The sequence below is a fragment of the Paenibacillus lactis genome (assembly GCF_017873605.1).
Lineage (GTDB): Bacteria > Bacillota > Bacilli > Paenibacillales > Paenibacillaceae > Paenibacillus_AQ > Paenibacillus_AQ lactis.
Genome location: NZ_JAGGKI010000009.1, coordinates 104,718 through 124,572 on the forward strand (window position 1 = coordinate 104,718; position 19,855 = coordinate 124,572).

A 19,855-nucleotide genomic window follows, 5' to 3' on the forward strand; every position below is an offset into this window, starting at 1 on the left:
TCGTCTGCTTGCTTGTTTGCATGTTAACTTGGTAGCTGGATAGGTCATGGTTTGTCTTCAATTTGCTTGCTCGGTTGCTTATTATCTTGCTTGGTTGCTTAATTAATGGTTGGTCGAGCAAGCAGGTAGTTCGGTACTTGGTTGGTTGGTGCGCTGGGGGCCGTTGGCCGAGGTAAGCAAGGCCAGGTTTGAGACTTGTGGGAACCGTAGGGGCGTTGGCGCCGTGGGCACCCCGGAACGGCAAACAAGTCCCCAAAAGGGACTTGTAGGAGCCGTGGGCGCCACGAAACGGCAAACAAGTCCCTAAAAGGGACTTGTGAGCGCCCTGGGCGCGCCGGAACGGCAAAACAAGTCCCAAAAAAGGGACTTGTAGGGGCCGTTTGCGCCACGAAACGGCAAACAAGTCCCCAAAAGGCACTTGTAGGGGCCGTTTGCGCCACGAAACGGCAAACAAGTCCCCAAAAGGCACTTGTAGGGGCCGTTTGCGCCACGAAACGGCAAACAAGTCCCTAAAAGGGACTTGTGAGCGCCCTGGGCGCCGCGGAACGGCAAACAAGTCCCTTAGAAGGACTTGTGGGCGCCGTGGGCGCCACGGAACGGCAAACAAGTCCCTAAAAGGAACTTGTGAGCGACGTTGGGTTGGGGCAGCGCAGGTGGCGCCCCGCAGGTGCGCTGCCCCCCAGGCAGTTATTTCTCGTTTTATACGTGTGAGGAACTATATACCACGGGATGCGTAACTAAACGCCGGGGGCTTGCCCAGTCTGAGCATTCGGCTTGAGCTGGCGCGGCATATCCGGGGGGTGCGGCTGCGAGCGTCCCTTTCTTCCCGACAATCCGACCAGCCATTTTCCAAAAGGCAGCTTCGACAGCACATAGGTAGCCCCATATGCGGCCGCCGCACTTATGATCCATGAAGCGGCGATTCGAACAGAAGGTGGCGCGTGCAGCAGCAGGCTTTCATCCACGCTGTAGCTGAGACGCAGTGTCAGCAGGTGCATCAGGTACGCCCCGTATGAGTATAAGCCGATGGAGGTCAGCGACTTGTTGAGCATCTCCCCGCCATATTTACAGATCCAGCAAGCCGCATCATACATGACGATGATCGAGCTGATCAAAAACAACGCCATTGACGACCGAAGCAAAGACAGCGAATAGAAGGTAATACCGCCTTGTGCCCCCCGGATTTCAGACACCGCTTGGATGAGCATCCATCCGAACAAAAAGGCAAAAACGAGCCAGTTCAGCTTCCGGTATCGGCGAATCCATCCCTTCCACTCCTGCTGATACAACCCGGCGGCGGCTCCAAGCGTAAAGTAAAAAAAGTAGTATAGCGCATTCCGGTCCGCATAAGTCGTAAACAGCTCGCTCCAAACGGGAATCTGAAGGCTTCCCATCCACTGGCCGATCTCGCTAATCCCGCTGATGAGCCATAAATACAGCCCTCCCGACAGGAGCAGAAGCAAGAGACCGATGGGGCGGCTCTCCTGTGCTTTCACGCGAAGGAAGGCTGGACGAAATAATGGATACAGCAGATACATCTGAAACAGCATGATGATGTACCAAAAATGCGAGCTGGATTTCCCGGTGATCAGAACATAGCCCAGTTGCTTCCAATCCTCCAAAACAAACGGGTTAAATCCCGAATTCATCAAAATTGTAACGACAGTCCACACAGCAAATGGAATATAGATATCGCCAAAGCGTTTTTTAATGAAGCGACCATAATGAAGATGTCCACGATCGTTGTAAAATAGCACTAAACCCGTAATAAACACAAACACAGGGACTGCAAATTTGGTGGCCATGAGCAGAATCGCCATCAAGATGCCGTCATTAGCCGTCATTCCGGGTGCAATCGAATAATGGGCAATCGAGTGTTGAAGCACGACAGCCAAAAAGGCGATGCCCCGCAATCGTTCAACCTCGGGTATTCGTTCTCTAGCCATAGCTGCTCCCCCCAATCCGAATCCGAATTCTTTGCTGACCTCATTTATTCTAAGGGAGCGGGTACGTCCGAAGCCAATCCAATAAGTTCCAGATGACTGCCCATCGCATGCCCGCTGCTCGCAGCCTCCCTTGCATATCCCGAATATCCGCAAACAACAGCCAATTAAGATGAGCTTCAACCCTTAATTAACATAAAAAACTGTCCACCAGCAGAATAATCCACATAGGGGACAGTTCCTTTAACTCACTTCAAGAGATCCTTTCAGTTCACTTCATAGATTCGTTCCGCGCGGGGGTAAGGAAGCATCCACCTCGGGACCGGCCTGTCCATATCGATCCGCATTCATCGCATCCGAATCACGGAAGATATCGTAAATGCCTGTATTCTCTTGATCGGCATCAACAAGCACCAGAATACGCCCCTCCTCAACATAGGACTCGTACTCCCTTGCCTCCTCCTCGGGTATGCCAAGGCCGATAAAGCCGCCGACCAGGCCCCCGGTTCCGGCTCCTACTGCCGCGCCGGTTAACACTGCGGCAATGGGGCCTGCAGCGAGGATCGGTCCGATGCCCGGGATCGCCAAGGCGCCAAGGCCAGCGAGCAAGCCGGCGGTGCCGCCAAGAATTCCTCCGGTTGTCGCACCTGCAGCCACACCTTCAGGTGCCATCGTGCCCGTCTGCTCAGCTAATTGGTCCGCGTCCCGTTGGTCCTTCGTAATGATCGAAATCGCATCGCTCGGAATCCCGTTTCGCTGAAGCCGTTCAATGGCCTGCGCCGCTTCCTGCTCTGACCGAAACACGCCCGCTACTTTTCTCTCCATGCCATTGCCTCCTTCATCAGGTTATTTTCTTATCATTACCCGATGAACCCGGTAGCCAAACGTCTGACATTTCCGGCTGATGCCTTATGATGCATTATGATGGCTTGGGGCGGGTCCGATTCGTCGCGGTAGCTTCAAGCGGATCATCCGGCCAGTAGTGCTTAGGATATCTTCCCTTTAAGTCCTTTTTCACCTCGAAATACCCGCTGGACCAAAAGCTCGCCAAATCCGAGGTCACTTGAACGGGGCGATGAGCCGGCGACAAGAGATGCAGCGTCAGCGCAACCCTGCCTCCGGCAATGCGCGGCGTCTCCTTCATCCCGAACAGCTCCTGCAGCCGGACTGCCAAATAGGGCTTGTCCGGATCGCTGTAATCCACCGGTATTCTGGATCCGCTGGGAACCTGAATATGTGTCGGTGCCTCGCGCTCCAGCTCCTGCTTCATGTCCCAGCTCAGCAAATGGGACAGAAGTCCCGCTAGGCCAAGGCGGCTTAAATCATGGCGGTTTCGAACACCACCCAGGTACGGCAGCAGCCAGGTATCCGCATTGGCAAGCAAGGCTTCGTCCGTTACATCCGGCCACGCTCCGGCAGGGTCATGCCTCTTCATGAAGGCCATCCGCTCGCGCAGCTGGACAGCCGCTTTGGTCCACGTAAGAAGTCCCAGCCCTTCCCGGCGGATCGCATTTAGAACGGCGGCCGACCGGTCTTCCTCGGTTACACCTTCATACGGCTGTTCTCGAATCAGAACTGCGCCCAGCATCAGACGCTGCCTAGCCCGCACGCTGCCGGACGCCGGATCCCAGCTTACTTCCCGGATCAGCTCCATTTCGTCGCGGAAGTGCTCCTCAAGCCACTCTTCCTCCAGCGGAGCCGCAAGTTGAATTAAGCCGTCCGGTCCCTGATCATCAATGACGGCGGCGACGATATAGGACGCCCGGCTTAGCTGCTGGACCGAGGCCAGTCTGATCCCCCGGCCGGTCCGAAGCACATAGCTGCCCGTTCCCCTGCTCTTGGCAATTCGGTCCGGGTAGGCAAATGAGAGCAGCAATCCGCATCGATCGGTCCGCAGGACGCCAGCGTCGGGAATGCCCAGCTCCGAATGGAGCTTCGTAATTTCCTGAAGCATCCGTTTCAGAGCAGCATCATCAACCCCTTCGGGACCGGCATTACCAGAGCCCCTGCGTTCATATTGATCCAGCCGCTCGAGGCGGGACCTAATGTCCTGATCCGCGGCTGATGCTTGCGGACGGAATATGTCCCGCTCCTGAAGCAGCACCGCAAGACGCACAGCCAAAGCAGCTTCGCCGAGCTCCTTTCCCCGAAGGAGCATGTGGGCCAGCCGCGGGTGAATACCTAGGCGAGCCATGCTACGCCCATGATCCGTGATTTGTCCCGACTCGTCCAACGCGCCAAGCTGGCGAAGCAGTTCTTGGCCCTGTGCGAACGCCGCCTTGGGCGGAGGGTCAAGCCATGCAAGCTGCAGCGGGTCCCGAGTCCCCCAGGCTGCCAGCTCCAGCGCGAGCGGCGCCAAATCCGATTCTCGAATCGCCGGCTCGGTATGCTCAGGAAGATGTCGGTGCTCCTCCTCGCTCCACATCCGGTAACAAACGCCGGCGGATATTCGCCCGGCCCGTCCTCTTCGCTGGTCGGCGGAAGCTTTGGAAAGCCGTCTCGTGATCAGCTGCGGAAGACCGGTGCGCGGTGAGAAGACCTCGGTACGGGCATATCCGGAATCGACGACCACCTTGATCCCCTGGATCGTTATACTGCTCTCAGCAATGCTGGTGGACAGCACCACTTTGCGGCTCCCAGCCGGATCCGGCCTTATCGCTTCATCCTGCATCTCTGGCGAAAGCGTACCGTGTAACTGGCGAATGACGATGTCGCCTCCTAGATTGGCCTGCTGCAGCTCGTTTGCTGTACGCCTAATTTCCCTAGCACCCGGAAGAAAGACTAAGATATCGCCCTCCTGCTCCGAAAGCGCCAGCTGAATGGCCCGAGCTGCTCCTTTATGTAATTCCTCCAGGCGTGAAGCGTGCAAATATTTGGTTGCAACCGGATAAGAGCGGCCTTCGCTCACAATAACAGGGGCTCCCCCCAGCAGCTTGGCTACAGGCTCTGCCTCGAGCGTAGCCGACATGACGAGCAGGCGCAGGTCATCGCGCAGAACGGACTGCGATTCCAGCGCAAACGCAAGGCCGGTATCCGCCTGCAGGCTTCGTTCATGATATTCATCGAATATAATCATGCCGGTACCGGACAACTCGGGATCCTCCTGCAGCATTCGGGTCAGGATCCCTTCCGTAACGACCTCGATCACGGTCCGGTCGCTTACCCGGCTATCCATCCGCACCCGGTATCCGACGGTCTCGCCTACCCGCTCCCCGAGCGCTGAAGCCATGTATCGGGCTGCGGACCGGGCGGCAAGTCTTCGCGGCTCAAGCATGATGATCCGCCGGCCCTGCAGCCACGGCGCCTTCAGGAAGGCCAGCGGAACTTGTGTAGTCTTGCCCGCCCCCGGTTCCGCGATCAGAACGGCAGCATTCCGCTCACCGAGAACAGCGGTTAATTGCGGTAATACTTGATGTATGGGAAGTTGGTTCATTTTTAACTCGTCTCCATCATTCGCATAAAATTTGCTCTTTCTATAATTTGCTCTCCCTGTTCTTGTTTCGCAATAGGACGCGAGTCTATCGGTTAGCAAGCCTCCTCTGGAAACACAACGCCCATTTGCGCTACAATACATTATATTAAAACATCTCCCTCGGATATTTTAAAGAAGATGCAGTCAAGAAGGTGAAAATGATGCAGCAAGAAACTATATGCCGCGGACGCTTTGCCCCGACGCCGTCGGGAAAGATGCATATCGGCAACGCACTCACCGCGTTACTAGGATGGCTGCAGATGAGAAGTTTGAACGGACGCTATATTCTTCGGATCGAGGATATCGATGAACAGCGCTCGCGCGAAGAGCTCGTTGATGAACTGATGCGGGATTTGATATGGCTCGGTCTCGACTGGGACGAAGGGCCCGATGTCGGGGGCAGCTTTGGGCCGTACATCCAGACCGAACGAAAGACGCTGTACGAAAGCGCGCTCGCGAAGCTGAAGGAGGCGGGGCTGCTCTATCCGTGCTACTGCAGCCGCGCTGACATTATGGCTGCTGCAAGCGCGCCGCATGGCTTGGCCTCCGAAGGCCGCCGCTATCCAGGCACCTGCAGGCATTTAACGAAGGAAGAAGCGCTGCGCAAAGAGCAGCACAAGAAGCCTTCCCTGCGTATGAAGGTTCCCGAGCAGGCGATTGTCTTCACCGACGATATCGTCGGCCCCCAAGTCTATCCGCTCGAGAAGAGCGGCGATTTTGTTGTCCGCAGAGCGGATGAGATGATCTCTTACCAGCTTGCCGTCGTTGTTGATGACGCATTGATGGGGATCACCCACGTGTTGCGGGGCGCTGATCTGCTTGATTCTACCCCCAGGCAGCTGCTTTTGTACGAAGCTCTCGGTTACACGCCTCCGCGCTTTGCCCACGTTCCCTTGATCGTAGATGCCGAGGGCAAGCGGCTGGCCAAACGGAACCGTGGACTGAGCCTGTCCTTTTTGCGGGGACAAGGGATCCAGCCTCAGCGAATCGTCGGATGGCTCGCCTGGGCTGCCGGGTTGATTCCCTCTCCAGAGCCGGTTTCACCATCCCAGCTGGTCCAAAGCTTTGATATGGCTCAAATTAAGCCGGAGCCGATCAAACTGACCCATGATGCTCTGAAGATGCTGTTTGCTCCGATGCCCAACCTGCAATAAAGCAGGCACAACAAGAAGCGCCAGTCGTCATTCGAGGCCGAATGGCAGCTGGCGCATGCTTTATATAAACCGTCTATTGGCTTTTATTGGCTTTTATTGGCTTTTATTGGCTTTTACATCCATCTCTTCGCTGTTTCTATTCATCTACCAGTCGTTCCCTGATACGGGATTCGTACTGCATGAACGCACCGCTCGATCCAAGCCCACGCTGCTCCAGCAGCATCTGCAGCCTCAGCTGCTTCTCGTTCAGCTTACGTCTCAGCTGCTCCTGCTCTCCATCATGCTGTGCAGCATTGAGCAAATCATACAGGCGGATGCATTCCTTCCTCAAGCTGACTTCCTCCGGAACATACCCCGCATTCTTCATAATTCGGTAGGACATTCTAAGATCCTCCGGGATATGGGATAAATCATCAACCGGGAGCTTTTTGCCGGCCATCGGCAAATTGTCCAGCTCTCCGTTGCGAACCGCTTCCTCGATCTTCTGTTCCGCCAACCTGGAAAAGATCCCCATAATAGCCCCCTCTGTTTTCCATACTCCCTCAAAAACGCCTTAAAAGCATTTAACTCCCATGCTCGCAGCCACATGATTTCAGATATATATTCTATCATAATCCAGCAGGTTTAGGATTCCAAGCCGAAATCATGAATATTGGTTGTCAGAGGAGGGATTCCGCTCCATCGATAAAGATTTGGGCGCCGGTAATATGTCTGGATTGGTCGGAGGCAAGGAAGGCGACCAGATCCGCAACCTCCTCGGGTTGTCCGGGACCGTCCGCCAACGGCTGGCTTCCTTCCGGATACTCGACCGGAATCGTAATCTCGTCCAGGTTGTCCTTCTTCTTCGTGCTTTGGTCGATATTCGTGGCGATCGCTCCCGGACAGATCACATTGACCCTGATTTTGAACTTCGCCAGCTCTAGCGCAGCCATTTTGGCAAACGCCACCTGTCCTGCCTTGGTCGTGCTGTATGCGCTCATCCCGAAATTCGAGAACGTCCGCGTGCCGTTAACCGAACTAGTGATAATAATACTGCCTTGACCGCGTTTTTTCAGATGGGGAAGGGCGTATTTAACCGTCAAAAAAGTACCGTTCAGATTCACTTTCAACGTTTTCTCCCATTCCTCGAGCTTCATTTCGTCAATCGGAGCGAGCACGCCGTTAATCCCTGCATTTGCAAATACGATATCCACTCCTCCGAAAATTTCCACCGTCTCAAGCACAGCCTTCTCGACCCGGTCCGGATCGGTAATATCCACATCGAACGCTCTTGCGGATCCCTCGCGAAGGGCGTTGATTTCCGCCTCCGCCTTGTTCGTCCGCTCATCCAGCAGATCGAACAGGGCAACATTCGCCCCCATGAGCGCAAGCTTGACGGCTGCTGCCTTCCCGATCCCCGATCCTGCTCCCGTAATGATCGCTGTTCTCCCATGCATGCTTCCCTGAACTTCATTCATCTTCATCCACGCTCCTTCATCTCATAACCTCGTAGGTTCGTCTGTCACAAGATTACCCAAAAGAGCGTGTTTTATAATCCGCATTTCGATAATTTTGCCAATACCATGAAATTCACGGCTCCGACCAAAATGAAATGAACAGGAAGAACCATTTAGAGCGAAGAAGATTTGACACGGTTGTAAGTCGCTGGATCAAGTGCTGGCGATTTTTGTTACGCATGTGGCATGTGGTTAGCTAACGCACCGTTCTGTAAAGCCGAGAACCAAGCGCGGTGGGCTTTCCCGGCGAAAAAAGGAGCTGTTCCAAAGTCTGCTTAAATCGACGACTTCGGAAACACCTCCTGCTCTCCAGCTATCATGCTATTATGTTATCCTGCTGATCCCTACCACATAATCTCCAGAAACGAAGCGTCATCCTCCAGCCCGCCTGTATGCAATGCGTTCATAAGCACTTGGACCTGGTCATCCGGTATCGGCTCCTTCATCGGGTCCAGGTCGTTCAGACCATCACTGTACATTTGCAGTCGATAGCCCGAGTCATGCTCCAATCGGCATTGGTACACATGGGGCTTCCCGCCCACCGGTCCGCTTTTGGATGACCAGCGCTCGGCCGTACGAAACCGGTCGCCGAATATAGGCGAAATTTCATGCTGTCCTTGCCACAGCCGCAAGCGGGAATCCCCCTGCCATGCCAGCCATAGCCTGCCTTTTCGCCTGAACCGGCTCGGCAGCTCGATCCGTCCGCACACATACATCGCCTCGCTGCCCATTCGCTGCTTCTCCTCCAGCACCTCACGCAGCAGCTTGGGCGCCTTGGCATCGACGGACAGGCTGCGCATCTCCCGCTCCGCCTCCTGCGTCAGCTCAAACAGCTTGCGTTCCAAGGCTGGCTGCGACAGCTCATCCTGCGAATGAAGCCACCCCATCAGCCCCCGTCCGAGGAGCTGGGAAGCGACATCGCCACGGTAGCTTAAGCCGACTCCGTCGCACAGCACGAACCGGCAGACGTCCCGATCGATCGCGAAAGCCATGAAATCCTGGCCTCTCTCCGACATCATGACCGATTCCGCAGCTCTGCCGTAAGCGTACCGGCAAATGAACTGTTCTTCCACCCGGGTCAAGGGCTCCTCCCCGGTCTGTTTGCTCTCATAATAATAGGTGGTTGACCGCGCCCTTTTCCTTCGTCCGCTCCAAACTTCTGCGTTTGCAAATGACCGCTTCATAGCCGTTACCTTACCGGTGTCGCTGCCGACATCTGGAATCCAATGGACACGAGCTCCGAGCAGGTGCCGGGAAGCATCATTAATGCACCCGGACTAAGCTGATAGTCCGCCTCCACCAGCATTTCCCGATAGCTCTCGGGGAGTGCCGAAGACATCATCTTCAGCTTGCGGGCGTGCTCGTCCTCAAGCGGCGTGTCCGGCAATATCCCCTTCCAGCGGCGCGGTTCCGTGATCGGCTGGCTCATCAGATGATCGGAAATAAAGATATTCTCCACAAGCACATTGCCGTCCGGAACACTCATGCTCATGATCCGGCGTGCGATCGGCTCCGGATCCTCGCCTGTTGAAACACCGTCGGTCATATGGCACACGAGCGGTGCTGGGCAATCCTGCATATTCGGAATTTCCATCTGCAATATTTTCTCTGCTTGTGAAAAAGCCTTTGCCGAATCGGAGAACCGCTTCGGCGTCAAATCCGGCAGGGAGCCGATGGCCGCAATTTCATCGATGCCTTTGATGCCGCCCAGCAAATCGTATACATCATCGCTGTATGCCAGGATCGCAATCCGGTAACGCGGCGTAAGCCGGTTCCCCTTCGTTGAACGGAATACCATCTGCCGGATGGCTAGAGACAAAGCTTCATAAACGACGTCGATCCGCCTCTTGTCCTCCATGAGCATATTCATCGATGCGCTGATATCGATCAGGTATATAATGAGCGCGGGCGTGCGCTGTGATGCTTGTATGGTATAGTTCATCGCGAAACCTTCACCCCTGCTAATTCTTCAGTTAATGTTTCCTACAGCTTAGGTATCCAGAAGCTGTCGTCCTCTAAGAACTTGTTCAAATTGTTGCGGCGGCTGATCATACTGCCAACCGTCCGGTTATAAGCAGCATCCTTGTTGTACAGGGTCATGAACTGACGGGCGAAGTTTTTGGCGCGGTCCTTATTACCCGCGACCTGCGCATTATACGCTTTGTTGTATAACGCCACCAGCTCCACAATATTTTGGGAGCGCTGCTTCTGCAGCTGTTCCGCCCGAGCAGCTTGCTCTCTTGCTTTTCGTTCCGCCTCAGCCTGGGCAGCCGCTTTGGCAGCGGCCTCCTCCTGCGCGGCTTTTCTCTTCTTCTCTTCCAGCTGAGCAAGATAGGCTTCGTATTTCGCCTGTTTATCGTACTTTTCCTGAAGCTCCTGCTTCTTTTTCTTCTCCTCCAGCGATGTGAGGTAGGCCTCATACTTTGCCTGCCTCTCGTATTTGGCCTGAAGCTCCGCTTTTTCTTTGGCTTTGCGGGCTTCTTCCGCCTTCTTCGCGGCTTCTTCCGCCCTCTTGGCTTCTTCTGCCTTCTTCGCTTCTTCCGCGGCCTTTTTCGCTTCTTCGGCCTTCCGAGCTTCCTCGGCTTTCTTCGCCGCTTCCTCTTCCTGCTGCTTGCGTGCAGCTTCCGCCTGTTCCTTGGCCTGCTGCTCGGCCAGACGCTGAGCCTCAAGCTGCTTGCTCTCCGCCTTCTCCGCCAGGATCTGGTTAACCGTCAAGGCCGACCCGGCCAGGATAACAATCGCCGCAGCCGCGGAGATCATGAACTTGCGGGAGGTCAGCAGCGCCTTTAGCCCTTTTTTACCAGGGTCCTCCGGAGGAAACAGCTCCTTCTCCAGACCTGCGATCGCTGCAGCAAGCTCCACCTCAAGCGGACTGTCCTTCTTAACAAAATGATAGGCCGAACGAAATATTTCGAGCGCCCCGGACAAATTGCCCGCAGCCTCCAAGTCCCGGGCCTGATGAAACAGGCGGGAAACCACATTGTCGTTAACTTCCCGGGTTCCAGGCTGGATGCCCAGCGATTCCATCAATTCAGCAGGCACTTCTGCAGGACTTCCGGAAGGCGATTCGGCTGGCTTTTCTTGCGTATTCGTATCTGCAACCTCAACGGCCGCAGCAGCCGGCGGGGCTTCCTGCACCTCCTCCTCGCTTACGGAGGACAAGGCGATCAGCCACTCGCCGAACGTCGGGCAGCTGCTCAGGTCCTGGCTGTCCCAAGCTCTGCCGAACAGGTCGGCGATCCGGGAGCCCCAGCGTTGACCGAGCGATTTTTTCAACAGGAAATATCGCTCGCACGGCGTCTGCATTTCATGCTGGTCGAAGTAACTTTCGCCCCAGGCACGGTTGACGATCGCCGGATCGCTCCATCCCAGCATCTCCGCGATAATGACAGCGCCTGCGAACCGGTCCGCATACGCGCTCCACAAACCGCTGTGCACCGTCCGGTGAGCGGCATAACCCGGGGACCCTGCAAGCAGGACGTCCGGGCGGTCCATCTTGGGGCTGTACATTTGCTCCACGTCCACAAGCTCTACGGCGGCTGCTCCTTCCGGCAGCTTCACTTCCGAAAAAAACGGAAGCATGACATTAGGCGCAGACAGATCACAATGCGCCAATCCGCGCTGCTCCATGCTTGAGCCGATAGCGGCCAGCGCCTTGGCAAGCATAAGACTTTCAGAACGCCCGATATTCCGCTGATCACTGATCACATCGAACCAGGTGCATCCATGGACCCAGGGCATAATGACCGCATACAGCAAATCAGGGTATTCTGCTATCAAATCTCCGTTTCTTTCGGGAGTGAGCACCTCACGGTTGCATACCCGCAAACCCGGCATTTCTTGATAGCTGCCCAGATGCTCGGATTGATATACCATCGCGGGAATTCTGAATTTAGGAAAAAAGACTTTGAGCGCTTTGGCTTGATAAATCTCACCGTCAACAGGAATCAGCTGGTATACAATTCCCTGCCTTCCTGCTTGGGCATAGGCTACGCCGGGAGCGGCAGGATGCTGTCCTACCGTATAGGCCGTACCATTGATTACGATTCCGTCGCCAGGGTTAGGCTGAAAAGTCACGAACAATCACCCTCTCTTAAACACCATCACCCGCCTTCTGAAGGCGGGTTTCACTATATAAAGATCCTGGATTGCAAGAAAACCGGGCTGTCTGGCACCCGGTTTATCTGCCCTATGAATCTATTATAAAACAAAAGATCCTTGTATGGATTAACGAGATTCGTCAGCCATACGGAATTTCTGAGCGATCGCTCTCAGCTCGTTGCTGATGCTGTCAAGAGTCTGAACAAAGGATTGCATCAGACGGCTTGCTTCCTGGAATTCTTGGAAGAAGCGCTGCTTTGTCATACCGTCCCATTGTCCTTCCATTCCGTTGATGGATTGGGTCAGACTGTTAACGATCTGCTGACTTTGCTCACCGCTCTGCTTAAATTGATTTGCTACTTGTTCTACCTGTTCTGGCGTAATTAAAATACGACCTGCCATGTATGTAACCTCCTTGAAATTCAATTTCTGGTGACACTTGACATCTTAGCCTACAGGCCTAGGTTTATCAAAATGTCCTCAGACCTAATTTCCAGTTACCCTATACGTCCCAAGTTGAAACCTAATCTTTATCCGTTCGTCCTAAGTTTTGGAAATCAATTGGCTATGCTGAGGGAAGAAGGATCGGTAAAAGTCCAGCTTTGACCTGCCAGTGCGGCCTGCTTCACCGAATTCCCCTTCTCTTCGCTCGTCATCCCGACAGCGGCTGCCACCGAGCTCGGATTCGAAATGACCGAGACCGAGCTATGCTCGGGCAGTATGGAGACACGGTCTTCCATACCGGAAGCAGAGAACAGCGCCGTAGGGGATACCGTGATGATCGCATGCTCCAAAATGCTGTGGTACTGGTGATCCGTTTCTTGAAATTGATCCGCTTTGTTTTGAAGATGCTTGCCCAGCTGAACTAGAAGGGCTCCCAGATGCTCCCCCAGCTTCTGGGCAGACTGCCACTCATCGATAACCGCCGCTTTGAGAGAAGTTTCCCATATCAGCGAATTCATCGCCTGACCCAATCTTCTCGTCATCGCAAAGTATTCTTCGCCACTGAGTTGCAGCTGACGGCTTAACGTCCGGAGTGATTCCGGCTCGACAGAAATACGCATTGGTCCTCACCTTTCATACGGGCTCTGTTACTGTTTCAGCCACATGAGAAGCATATGACGAAACTGCTCTTTGGTTGCTGGCGCTGCGGTAAGCCAGTCCTGGTCTCCCTCCAGGCTCATTCGCAGAAGCCAATTCATGGACTCATTCACAATAAACGCTGCATTTTGACTCTCCCAGCTGGTTCCGTTCCAAATCGACAGCTGGAGCTCCCCCGAGGAAATTTTGTTCTTCATGCATTTGGCCAGTGCGATCGATCCTTCCGCATCATCGGTTAACCGGGCCAGCCGATCACCGATTTCTTCCCCGCTGTGCAGGGGTGCCGAGGTATAGATGTCGCCGAACTCCTTCCGGCTTAACAGGAGTGCGGGGATATCTCCCCAGTTGTGATCGCTGAGCGCAAGATCCTCGACCAACTGATCACAAGCCTGTTCAATCGTACCGAGCTCGCTAAGCATATAACACCGGTTGTCTTCGCTGCTTCTGCACACTTGTATTACTCGTTCGTCGGTAACATGCAGATATCCTTCAAATGACTTAACCTGAGTTTCGTATTTCAACCAGCATGCACGCTCCGCAAGTCCCGCAATAGCAACTCTCGAAAACACTTCAGGAGGAATTGACAATTCCCCGCCCTCTTCTTGTATCAAGTATTGCTTGCTTAACAAAGATTGTTTGGCATTTTCCCATTCCTCTGCAATTTCTTCGGTTAAGTACCCGACAAAGGGATCCTCAACGCCAAGCAATCTGTCCGATCCGATAATTCCAGCCAAGAAGAAAAATTCCTTATCGTTCAGAGTGATTGTTTCTTGTTTGGAAGCATGAATTGTCAACATTATGAGCCACCTCCCCTCAAACTACAACATGCCATCGGTCGCGAATTTCTGAGACCCATCTCTGGGCATTCCACTCTTCATGAAACGGAATTGCGCCTTTTATTCTGGAAAATTTGCGTTTTACATAGTACCCTTGTCCCGGAGGAAGAATCTTTAGTCCTCCAGGACTATTCGCAGATTCGGAAAAAGGAATTCTAAAGAAGGATAAATCGTTCGAATCCAGGGTTCCGAATAAAAACCCATTTTGCGCCGCTTTTATATCGGTAAACCAGTCGACGCCGTATGTCGGAAAGTCAGCAGGCACGCCGGCCACGATAACATGGACATTCCGGTCCCGCCCTTGCCTTACAATGGCTGACAACTGATCCTTCAAAGTAAAATCGTTAAGCTGCTTGCTCAGCACGTCGGCATCGTCAATAAGAAGCACGATGGCTGGATCTTCGCTGTCCTTGGACCTGCCCTGAATCCGCTCATGCAGGCCGGAGATCACGGAAGCAAGCTCCTCTTCATTCTCGGCATGACCGCGGACATGCGGCAGATGATTCAACCGGCTCAGGCCGCTGCTCCCGTACCGTGTATCCACGGTATATATTTCGAGAGCCTCCGGCGGCGTATAGTAGGCAAGCGCCAGCATCCAGCTGAGCAGGAATGAAGTTTTGCCGCCCTCCATCGGACTTGCGACGATGAAATGAGGTCCGTCCGATAGGTTGATCGTAAATGGCGACAAGTCGTCCGTTGCAACGCCGACCGGAACCTCATATGGATCCATCCCGCCGCGTTCGAACGGCTCGTCCACCTTCAGCAGCTGATGGAGCGGGATCTGTTCCGGCAGGGATTCAATCGGAGGTGCTTCCTCGCCTTGCCAGGACTTCGCGATGTCACGGATGAGCTGGCGAAGCGCCGAAGAGCGGTCTCCCTCCTCCTGTCCCGGAGCCGGCAGAGCCGTCTGGAATTCCAGCGGCGGAACCTGGCCTTTCACAAGCCCCCTGCCTGGCGGAAGCTGGCTTGGCGCTTTCGCCGGCCGGCCTACGGCATAGTAATAATCAGCCGGATCGGCCAGTTCGTAAGAAACCGCATGGGCAATATTGCTCCGCACCTTTTCGAACATATCCGACACCCGGTTTGCCGTCATAACAAACGTAATGCCAAGACTGCCGCCTTCACGCAGCAAATACTCGAGCATATCGTTCTCTTCCGTGTACGTATTGCGGAAATTCAAATACCCGTCGATGACAACGATCAGCTGAGGCACGGGCTCGGACGACGCTCTGCGGTATGCAGCGACCGTCTTCACCCCGGCTTCCGCGATCATATCCTTGCGCTGACCCGCGATTTTGGCAAGATAACGGAACAGGCGTTTAATCCGGTCCTCTTCCTCCGCCGTCATAACCGCACCGACATGAGGCAGCACGGTGAAGTCCCGCATCATACGGCCCATGTCGACAACGTAGCCATGCCAATCGTCAGGCGTATAGCGCCGAGCCAGCGACATCAGCATCGTCTGAATAAAGGTGGTCTTCCCAAGTCCAGGCATGCCGTATACGGCCCAATGCCCCTGCTCCAAATTGAGGACCAGCGGACGCTGGCATTGATTAGGTAAATCGTCCACCGTTCCTACATAAGACTCAAGCGGTCTGCGGCCAATCGCTGCGCCCAGCATCGGCTCCTCCACGTCAGCCATGACCGTGTCGAGGTCCAGAGTCTCAGGCAGCGGGGGCAGCCATGGGCCCTGCAGCCGTTCAATTCCTTGCCGCTCGGCCACTTGGGCCAAATGGTCGATAAATACTTGGAGCTGCTTCGGCTGCTCCTGTTGAGCTCCCGCGCTGTGTTCGGAAGCAAGCAGCGGTTCGGTTTTTCCGTTCAGGCGCACCTCGCGGATCACGATCGCGCCATCGGAGTCCATCTCCTCTACATAAGGAGCACCGCTCCAAGCGAATTGCATCTCCTCGAATACCTCGTCGCTTCCGACCTGAAAATACCCCCGACCCGGCTTGTTGATCCAGGCTGCGTTCGGTATTTTCAGCATATCCCGGCTGTCCCCCTCGCTTTGAACACGGAGACAGATACGGAAACGGGAGTTGCTCCAGATTTTGTCATCCACGACACCTGCCGGCTTCTGGGTCGCAAGAATCAGATGGACGCCGAGCGTCCGCCCGATCGCAGCGATACTGATAAGCTCGTCCATGAATTCAGGCTGATCCTTCTTTAATTGCGCGAATTCGTCAATAATGATGACCAGATGCGGCAGCGGTTCGCCCGGACGGTTGCGGAGATGCTTATAATATTCGTCGATATGCTGGAGATTGCCCGCATCATTTAATATTTTCTGACGCCGCACCAGCTCGGCCTTAAGAGATACCTTTGCGCGCTCGATCAGATTGTTGTCCAGATTCGTAATGGTACCCACGACATGCGGCAGGTTCACGAACGTATTGGACATGCCCCCGCCCTTGTAGTCGATCAGCATGAACGCAAGATCATGCGGGTGGAATTCAGCGGCCAGCGAAGCCACGATCGATTGAATGACCTCACTCTTCCCCGACCCTGTCGTTCCGGCAATCAATCCGTGGGGCCCATGTCCCTGACGCTCTATTTTATCATGAAGATTCAAATTAATCTTCTTGCCTCCGGCGCGGACGCCCATTGGAACCGGCAGCGTGTCCGGGTAGCGGTTTTGCTGCCAGCGACGGTAAACATCGAAATCCCCGATGCACTGAATGTCCATCATTTCAAACAGAGGCAGGATGCTCGGAATATCCGATGCAGAGGAGCGCTTCAGCCGGATAGGCGCCATATAACGCGCCAAGGCCTCCATCTGTTCACGGCTGATATGATGGGGCTGGAAGGCTTGACGGGACACCGTGCCGTCCGGTTTCTTCACCGTATATTCCGCTTGGTCGCGTCCCACCTCCACGATCAGCTGGCAGTGCATCGGCAGGCTTTCCTTGCGGTCGGACAGGACAATCGTTACCGCATCGATGGCTTCGCCATCCTCCATGAGCAATGGCAAAAGCGGCTCTTCCTCGATAAGGTGAGTGCCGGACAAAATGACGACATAGGCCGGTGTCACGATCGACTTGTTACCGTATTCAGACCGATTGTTCTTGCGGCGATGCAGCTGCGTGAAGATTTCGTCGGCCAGCTGGTGGGCGCTGCTCCGGCGGTCCGCCAAATAGCGGCTTGACCGGTCATCGTCCCATGTATGCGGAAGCCACCGCAGCCATTGCCACTCGGTGGACTCCTTTTCTTCATAAAAGGCTGCAATTTTTACTTCATCAGGTGAGTGCCTTACAGCTGACTGTGCCATAAGAACCCTCAGCATGTTCAAGACCTGGTCTCTTCCTCCTACGATTCCGATCACCTTCGACTCGAATAACGGAAGCGCGATCGAAGCATCCTCGACGGTTTGAAACTCGGAGGCCAAGCCTTCTGCAGCTTCAATCAGCGGGTCTTTGTCATACCCGTCGGCACGGGGCGTCTTGACCCGGATGCGGAACGGCACTTGCCCTTTGCCGGCGCACACTTCAAGAAAATCCGAATCCTCCGGGGAACGCTCCCACAGATTGCTGCTGCGGTTCTTCACAACGTGAAAGCACACGTCGGGATCGCCGTGAATATCGAACAGCGTCTCAACCTGTTCTTTCTGCCGCTCCTTAAGCTCCTCGCGATGAAGCTCGAGCTGGGCCCGATACTTCTGATTGCGCTCCTCAAGCTTCTTCTGATACGACTTCTTGTTGCTCAGGTACATAAAGAACGGAAGGGTATATGAGGTCAGCATCATCATAATGGACAGCACGATATAAGGACTCCCAGCCCCCATTTTCCCACTCATGCTGATATATACATAGAATCCGATCGTCGCAGCCGTCATTATGATCGGAATTATGATCGAGATCAAGGAGAAGGAAGGCTTGCTGGGCTCGGACGGCGGCCTCAAAATCTCCATGTCTTCATCGGGTAAAGCCGGTTTAATACGCGGCGAACGTTGATATAACACGTTCATATGTCACTTTCCTCCTAATCGAGAGCATCTGGTAGGTTCATTAATTATGTATGTTGTTGATCTAGCATGTTTCAACCAAAACCAAGGGGTTATTTACCCAAATTCAGCCTTCTTGAAACAACGATCTTCTGCCATAGACGGGCGCCTCCTCCGTGGTGGTGGAATATGCCCGCTGCAGGCGGATGTAAGAACCTTCTCTCAATCCTGCCTCGACAAGGCTTGAACGGCCTTCAACCTTGAACCACAAGCCTTCAGGAAACTTCGCTTCCAATATATATTGAATTCCGTCCCCCGACGGTCCATGAAACAAACGCAAGCCCAGCAGCTCGACCAGCCGTTCGATGGAGCATTCGTCTGGAACATCGATATCAAACCATTCTTCTTCGTTACGCCCGCTGATTACGGTAAGAATCATCCGGTCAACCCTGCCTTTCAAATTCAACATCATTCCTTGAATATTCCATGCGTAAAGCCGAAACACCTATATCATAAGATATAAAAAATAGTTACATTATTGTAACTATATCATTCTGGGGTTCGCTCTGTCAATTTGTGACATAATCCCCATTTCCTATTTTTGGGTGGTTATGCATGCTCCCTATGAACTAATTGTGTATCAATTATAATGGATTTCCGCCTCCAATGGGGCCAGATCGGACTGTTCACAAAACTGTCAATCTCATAAAATTGATGCTGATTAATTCTATGAATTTAAGGTTATTTTAAGATTGGCAAATTATAATGCAAATATCATGAAATAAGTTTTCGTGAGGTGATTGATATGAGAACACTGATTATGTTCCAAAACAGACCGGTTCCCGTCTATTTTACGACAGATAGCAAGCAGCCGGTACAGAAGGTGCTTAAACTGCTGACTAGCGCCCTTGACAATAAAATCCGCAATGGAAAAAAAGCGCTGAAAAAATGCCTCAACTCCCTCATCAGCATTGAGATCGAAGGATCCGAGGCAATTCTTCACAGCAAAAGTGAAAACGACTCTCTTGCGCTATCCCTCTTTTAAGAGGGGTAGCCCCTTTTTTTCTTCTATTATAACCTCAAATGGCGCTCCTCCGCCATCTGTGCTCTCTGAATTCGAATTTGAAACAGTTTGACAAGGTTCATTCTCGTTGTCTTCTCTTTGCAGCTCGCCAGCTTCATGAGGATAAAACGATCGATTGACATACAACCCATCCCTCCATGATTGATTTGGAACAACGAACGTTTGCAATTATGCCCTGTTAACTTCTATTAACCCCCCATTTTCAAGCTCAAACGGCTTTTTCCGCTTAAAACAAAGCTTCCCAGGGTTCGACCGTTTTTGACTTTGATCATATTCAGCCTATTTTTTGATCAGTATCTTGCATTATTCAGTACCTAATGATATCTTATTGTTGTCAGCTACTGAACAATAATCACTACCGATGGGCATCACAGACATTCATTCAATAGAAAGGAGGCTCTATTCGCATGGATGTGAGCGTCCAATTCAAAAAAGGAGTTCTCGAGCTCTGCGTCCTTGTGCTCATCAACCGCAAGGATCAATACGGCTATGAGCTGGCGCAGGCCGTTTCGCGGCACATCGAGGTGGCCGAAGGCGCCCTCTACCCGCTGCTTCGCCGCCTTGTGAATGAAGGCTATTGCACGACCTATCTTCAGGAATCCAGCGAGGGGCCGCCCCGTAAATATTACAGGCTTACCGACAGCGGAGTGAATTATATGGAGGCTATGGTGAAGGAATGGAAGGCTTTTGTGAGTAATGTGACCAATCTGATCGAGGAAGGAAATTAG

General features: G+C 53.6%; 17 protein-coding genes. 3 read left to right on the forward strand and 14 right to left on the reverse strand.

Going from position 1 to position 19,855, the window contains the following annotated elements; genetic code table 11:
- Positions 1-737: 737 nt before the first annotated feature.
- The 3 genes from J2Z18_RS17445 to hrpB form a co-directional block, all read right to left on the reverse strand.
- Positions 738-1,946, reverse strand: coding sequence for an acyltransferase (locus J2Z18_RS17445; protein ID WP_210095102.1), 1,209 nt, complete (start codon positions 1,944-1,946; stop codon positions 738-740).
- A gap of 273 nt (positions 1,947-2,219) precedes the next feature.
- Entirely contained in the window at positions 2,220-2,768 is a 549-nt protein-coding gene (locus J2Z18_RS17450) for a general stress protein (RefSeq protein ID WP_210095103.1), read from the reverse strand.
- Between the two features lie 94 nt (positions 2,769-2,862).
- Positions 2,863-5,376 (reverse strand): ATP-dependent helicase HrpB, encoded by a 2,514-nt coding sequence (hrpB, locus tag J2Z18_RS17455; RefSeq protein ID WP_210095104.1) that lies wholly within the window; start codon positions 5,374-5,376, stop codon positions 2,863-2,865.
- Between the two features lie 200 nt (positions 5,377-5,576).
- On the opposite strand from hrpB, the gene gluQRS reads away from it, so the two are divergent.
- Positions 5,577-6,569 carry a tRNA glutamyl-Q(34) synthetase GluQRS gene (gene gluQRS / locus J2Z18_RS17460; protein WP_210095134.1) on the forward strand — a complete coding sequence of 331 codons (993 nt, stop codon included), beginning with the start codon at positions 5,577-5,579 and terminating at the stop codon, positions 6,567-6,569.
- A gap of 136 nt (positions 6,570-6,705) precedes the next feature.
- Here the strand turns inward: gluQRS and J2Z18_RS17465 are convergent, their stop codons facing one another.
- The 10 genes from J2Z18_RS17465 to J2Z18_RS17510 form a co-directional block, all read right to left on the reverse strand.
- Positions 6,706-7,083 carry a DnaJ family domain-containing protein gene (locus J2Z18_RS17465; RefSeq protein WP_007128622.1) on the reverse strand — a complete coding sequence of 126 codons (378 nt, stop codon included), beginning with the start codon at positions 7,081-7,083 and terminating at the stop codon, positions 6,706-6,708.
- Positions 7,084-7,228: 145 nt separating this feature from the next.
- Positions 7,229-8,032, reverse strand: coding sequence for an SDR family oxidoreductase (locus J2Z18_RS17470; protein WP_210095105.1), 804 nt, complete (start codon positions 8,030-8,032; stop codon positions 7,229-7,231).
- Between the two features lie 377 nt (positions 8,033-8,409).
- Positions 8,410-9,138 (reverse strand): hypothetical protein, encoded by a 729-nt coding sequence (locus tag J2Z18_RS17475; RefSeq protein ID WP_244152662.1) that lies wholly within the window; start codon positions 9,136-9,138, stop codon positions 8,410-8,412.
- Between the two features lie 116 nt (positions 9,139-9,254).
- Positions 9,255-10,007, reverse strand: a complete 753-nt coding sequence (locus tag J2Z18_RS17480; RefSeq protein ID WP_007128625.1) for a vWA domain-containing protein — start codon at positions 10,005-10,007, stop codon at positions 9,255-9,257.
- A 41-nt stretch (positions 10,008-10,048) separates the two neighbouring features.
- Positions 10,049-12,142 carry a protein kinase family protein gene (locus J2Z18_RS17485; RefSeq protein ID WP_210095106.1) on the reverse strand — a complete coding sequence of 698 codons (2,094 nt, stop codon included), beginning with the start codon at positions 12,140-12,142 and terminating at the stop codon, positions 10,049-10,051.
- Between the two features lie 150 nt (positions 12,143-12,292).
- Complete coding sequence (locus tag J2Z18_RS17490) at positions 12,293-12,568, reverse strand: WXG100 family type VII secretion target (protein ID WP_007128627.1); 276 nt, start codon at positions 12,566-12,568, stop codon at positions 12,293-12,295.
- A gap of 155 nt (positions 12,569-12,723) precedes the next feature.
- Positions 12,724-13,230, reverse strand: a complete 507-nt coding sequence (locus tag J2Z18_RS17495) for a WXG100 family type VII secretion target (RefSeq protein WP_007128628.1) — start codon at positions 13,228-13,230, stop codon at positions 12,724-12,726.
- 27 nt (positions 13,231-13,257) lie between these two features.
- Positions 13,258-14,064, reverse strand: coding sequence for a hypothetical protein (locus J2Z18_RS17500; protein WP_007128629.1), 807 nt, complete (start codon positions 14,062-14,064; stop codon positions 13,258-13,260).
- A 16-nt stretch (positions 14,065-14,080) separates the two neighbouring features.
- Positions 14,081-18,067: a type VII secretion protein EssC gene (gene essC, locus J2Z18_RS17505; RefSeq protein ID WP_007128630.1), complete on the reverse strand. Its 3,987-nt coding sequence runs from the start codon at positions 18,065-18,067 to the stop codon at positions 14,081-14,083.
- 103 nt (positions 18,068-18,170) lie between these two features.
- On the reverse strand, positions 18,171-18,482 hold the full coding sequence (locus J2Z18_RS17510; protein WP_007128631.1) for a hypothetical protein: 312 nt from the start codon (positions 18,480-18,482) through the stop codon (positions 18,171-18,173).
- Between the two features lie 366 nt (positions 18,483-18,848).
- On the opposite strand from J2Z18_RS17510, the gene J2Z18_RS17515 reads away from it, so the two are divergent.
- The gene (locus J2Z18_RS17515; protein WP_007128632.1) at positions 18,849-19,088 is read left to right on the forward strand and encodes a hypothetical protein; all 240 of its coding nucleotides are present in this window, start codon (positions 18,849-18,851) and stop codon (positions 19,086-19,088) included.
- A gap of 26 nt (positions 19,089-19,114) precedes the next feature.
- Here J2Z18_RS17515 and J2Z18_RS30805 read toward each other — a convergent pair whose 3' ends face one another.
- The gene (locus tag J2Z18_RS30805) at positions 19,115-19,249 is read right to left on the reverse strand and encodes a hypothetical protein (protein ID WP_007128633.1); all 135 of its coding nucleotides are present in this window, start codon (positions 19,247-19,249) and stop codon (positions 19,115-19,117) included.
- Positions 19,250-19,534: 285 nt separating this feature from the next.
- Between J2Z18_RS30805 and J2Z18_RS17520 the strand changes: the two genes are divergently transcribed.
- The gene (locus J2Z18_RS17520; RefSeq protein ID WP_007128634.1) at positions 19,535-19,855 is read left to right on the forward strand and encodes a PadR family transcriptional regulator; all 321 of its coding nucleotides are present in this window, start codon (positions 19,535-19,537) and stop codon (positions 19,853-19,855) included.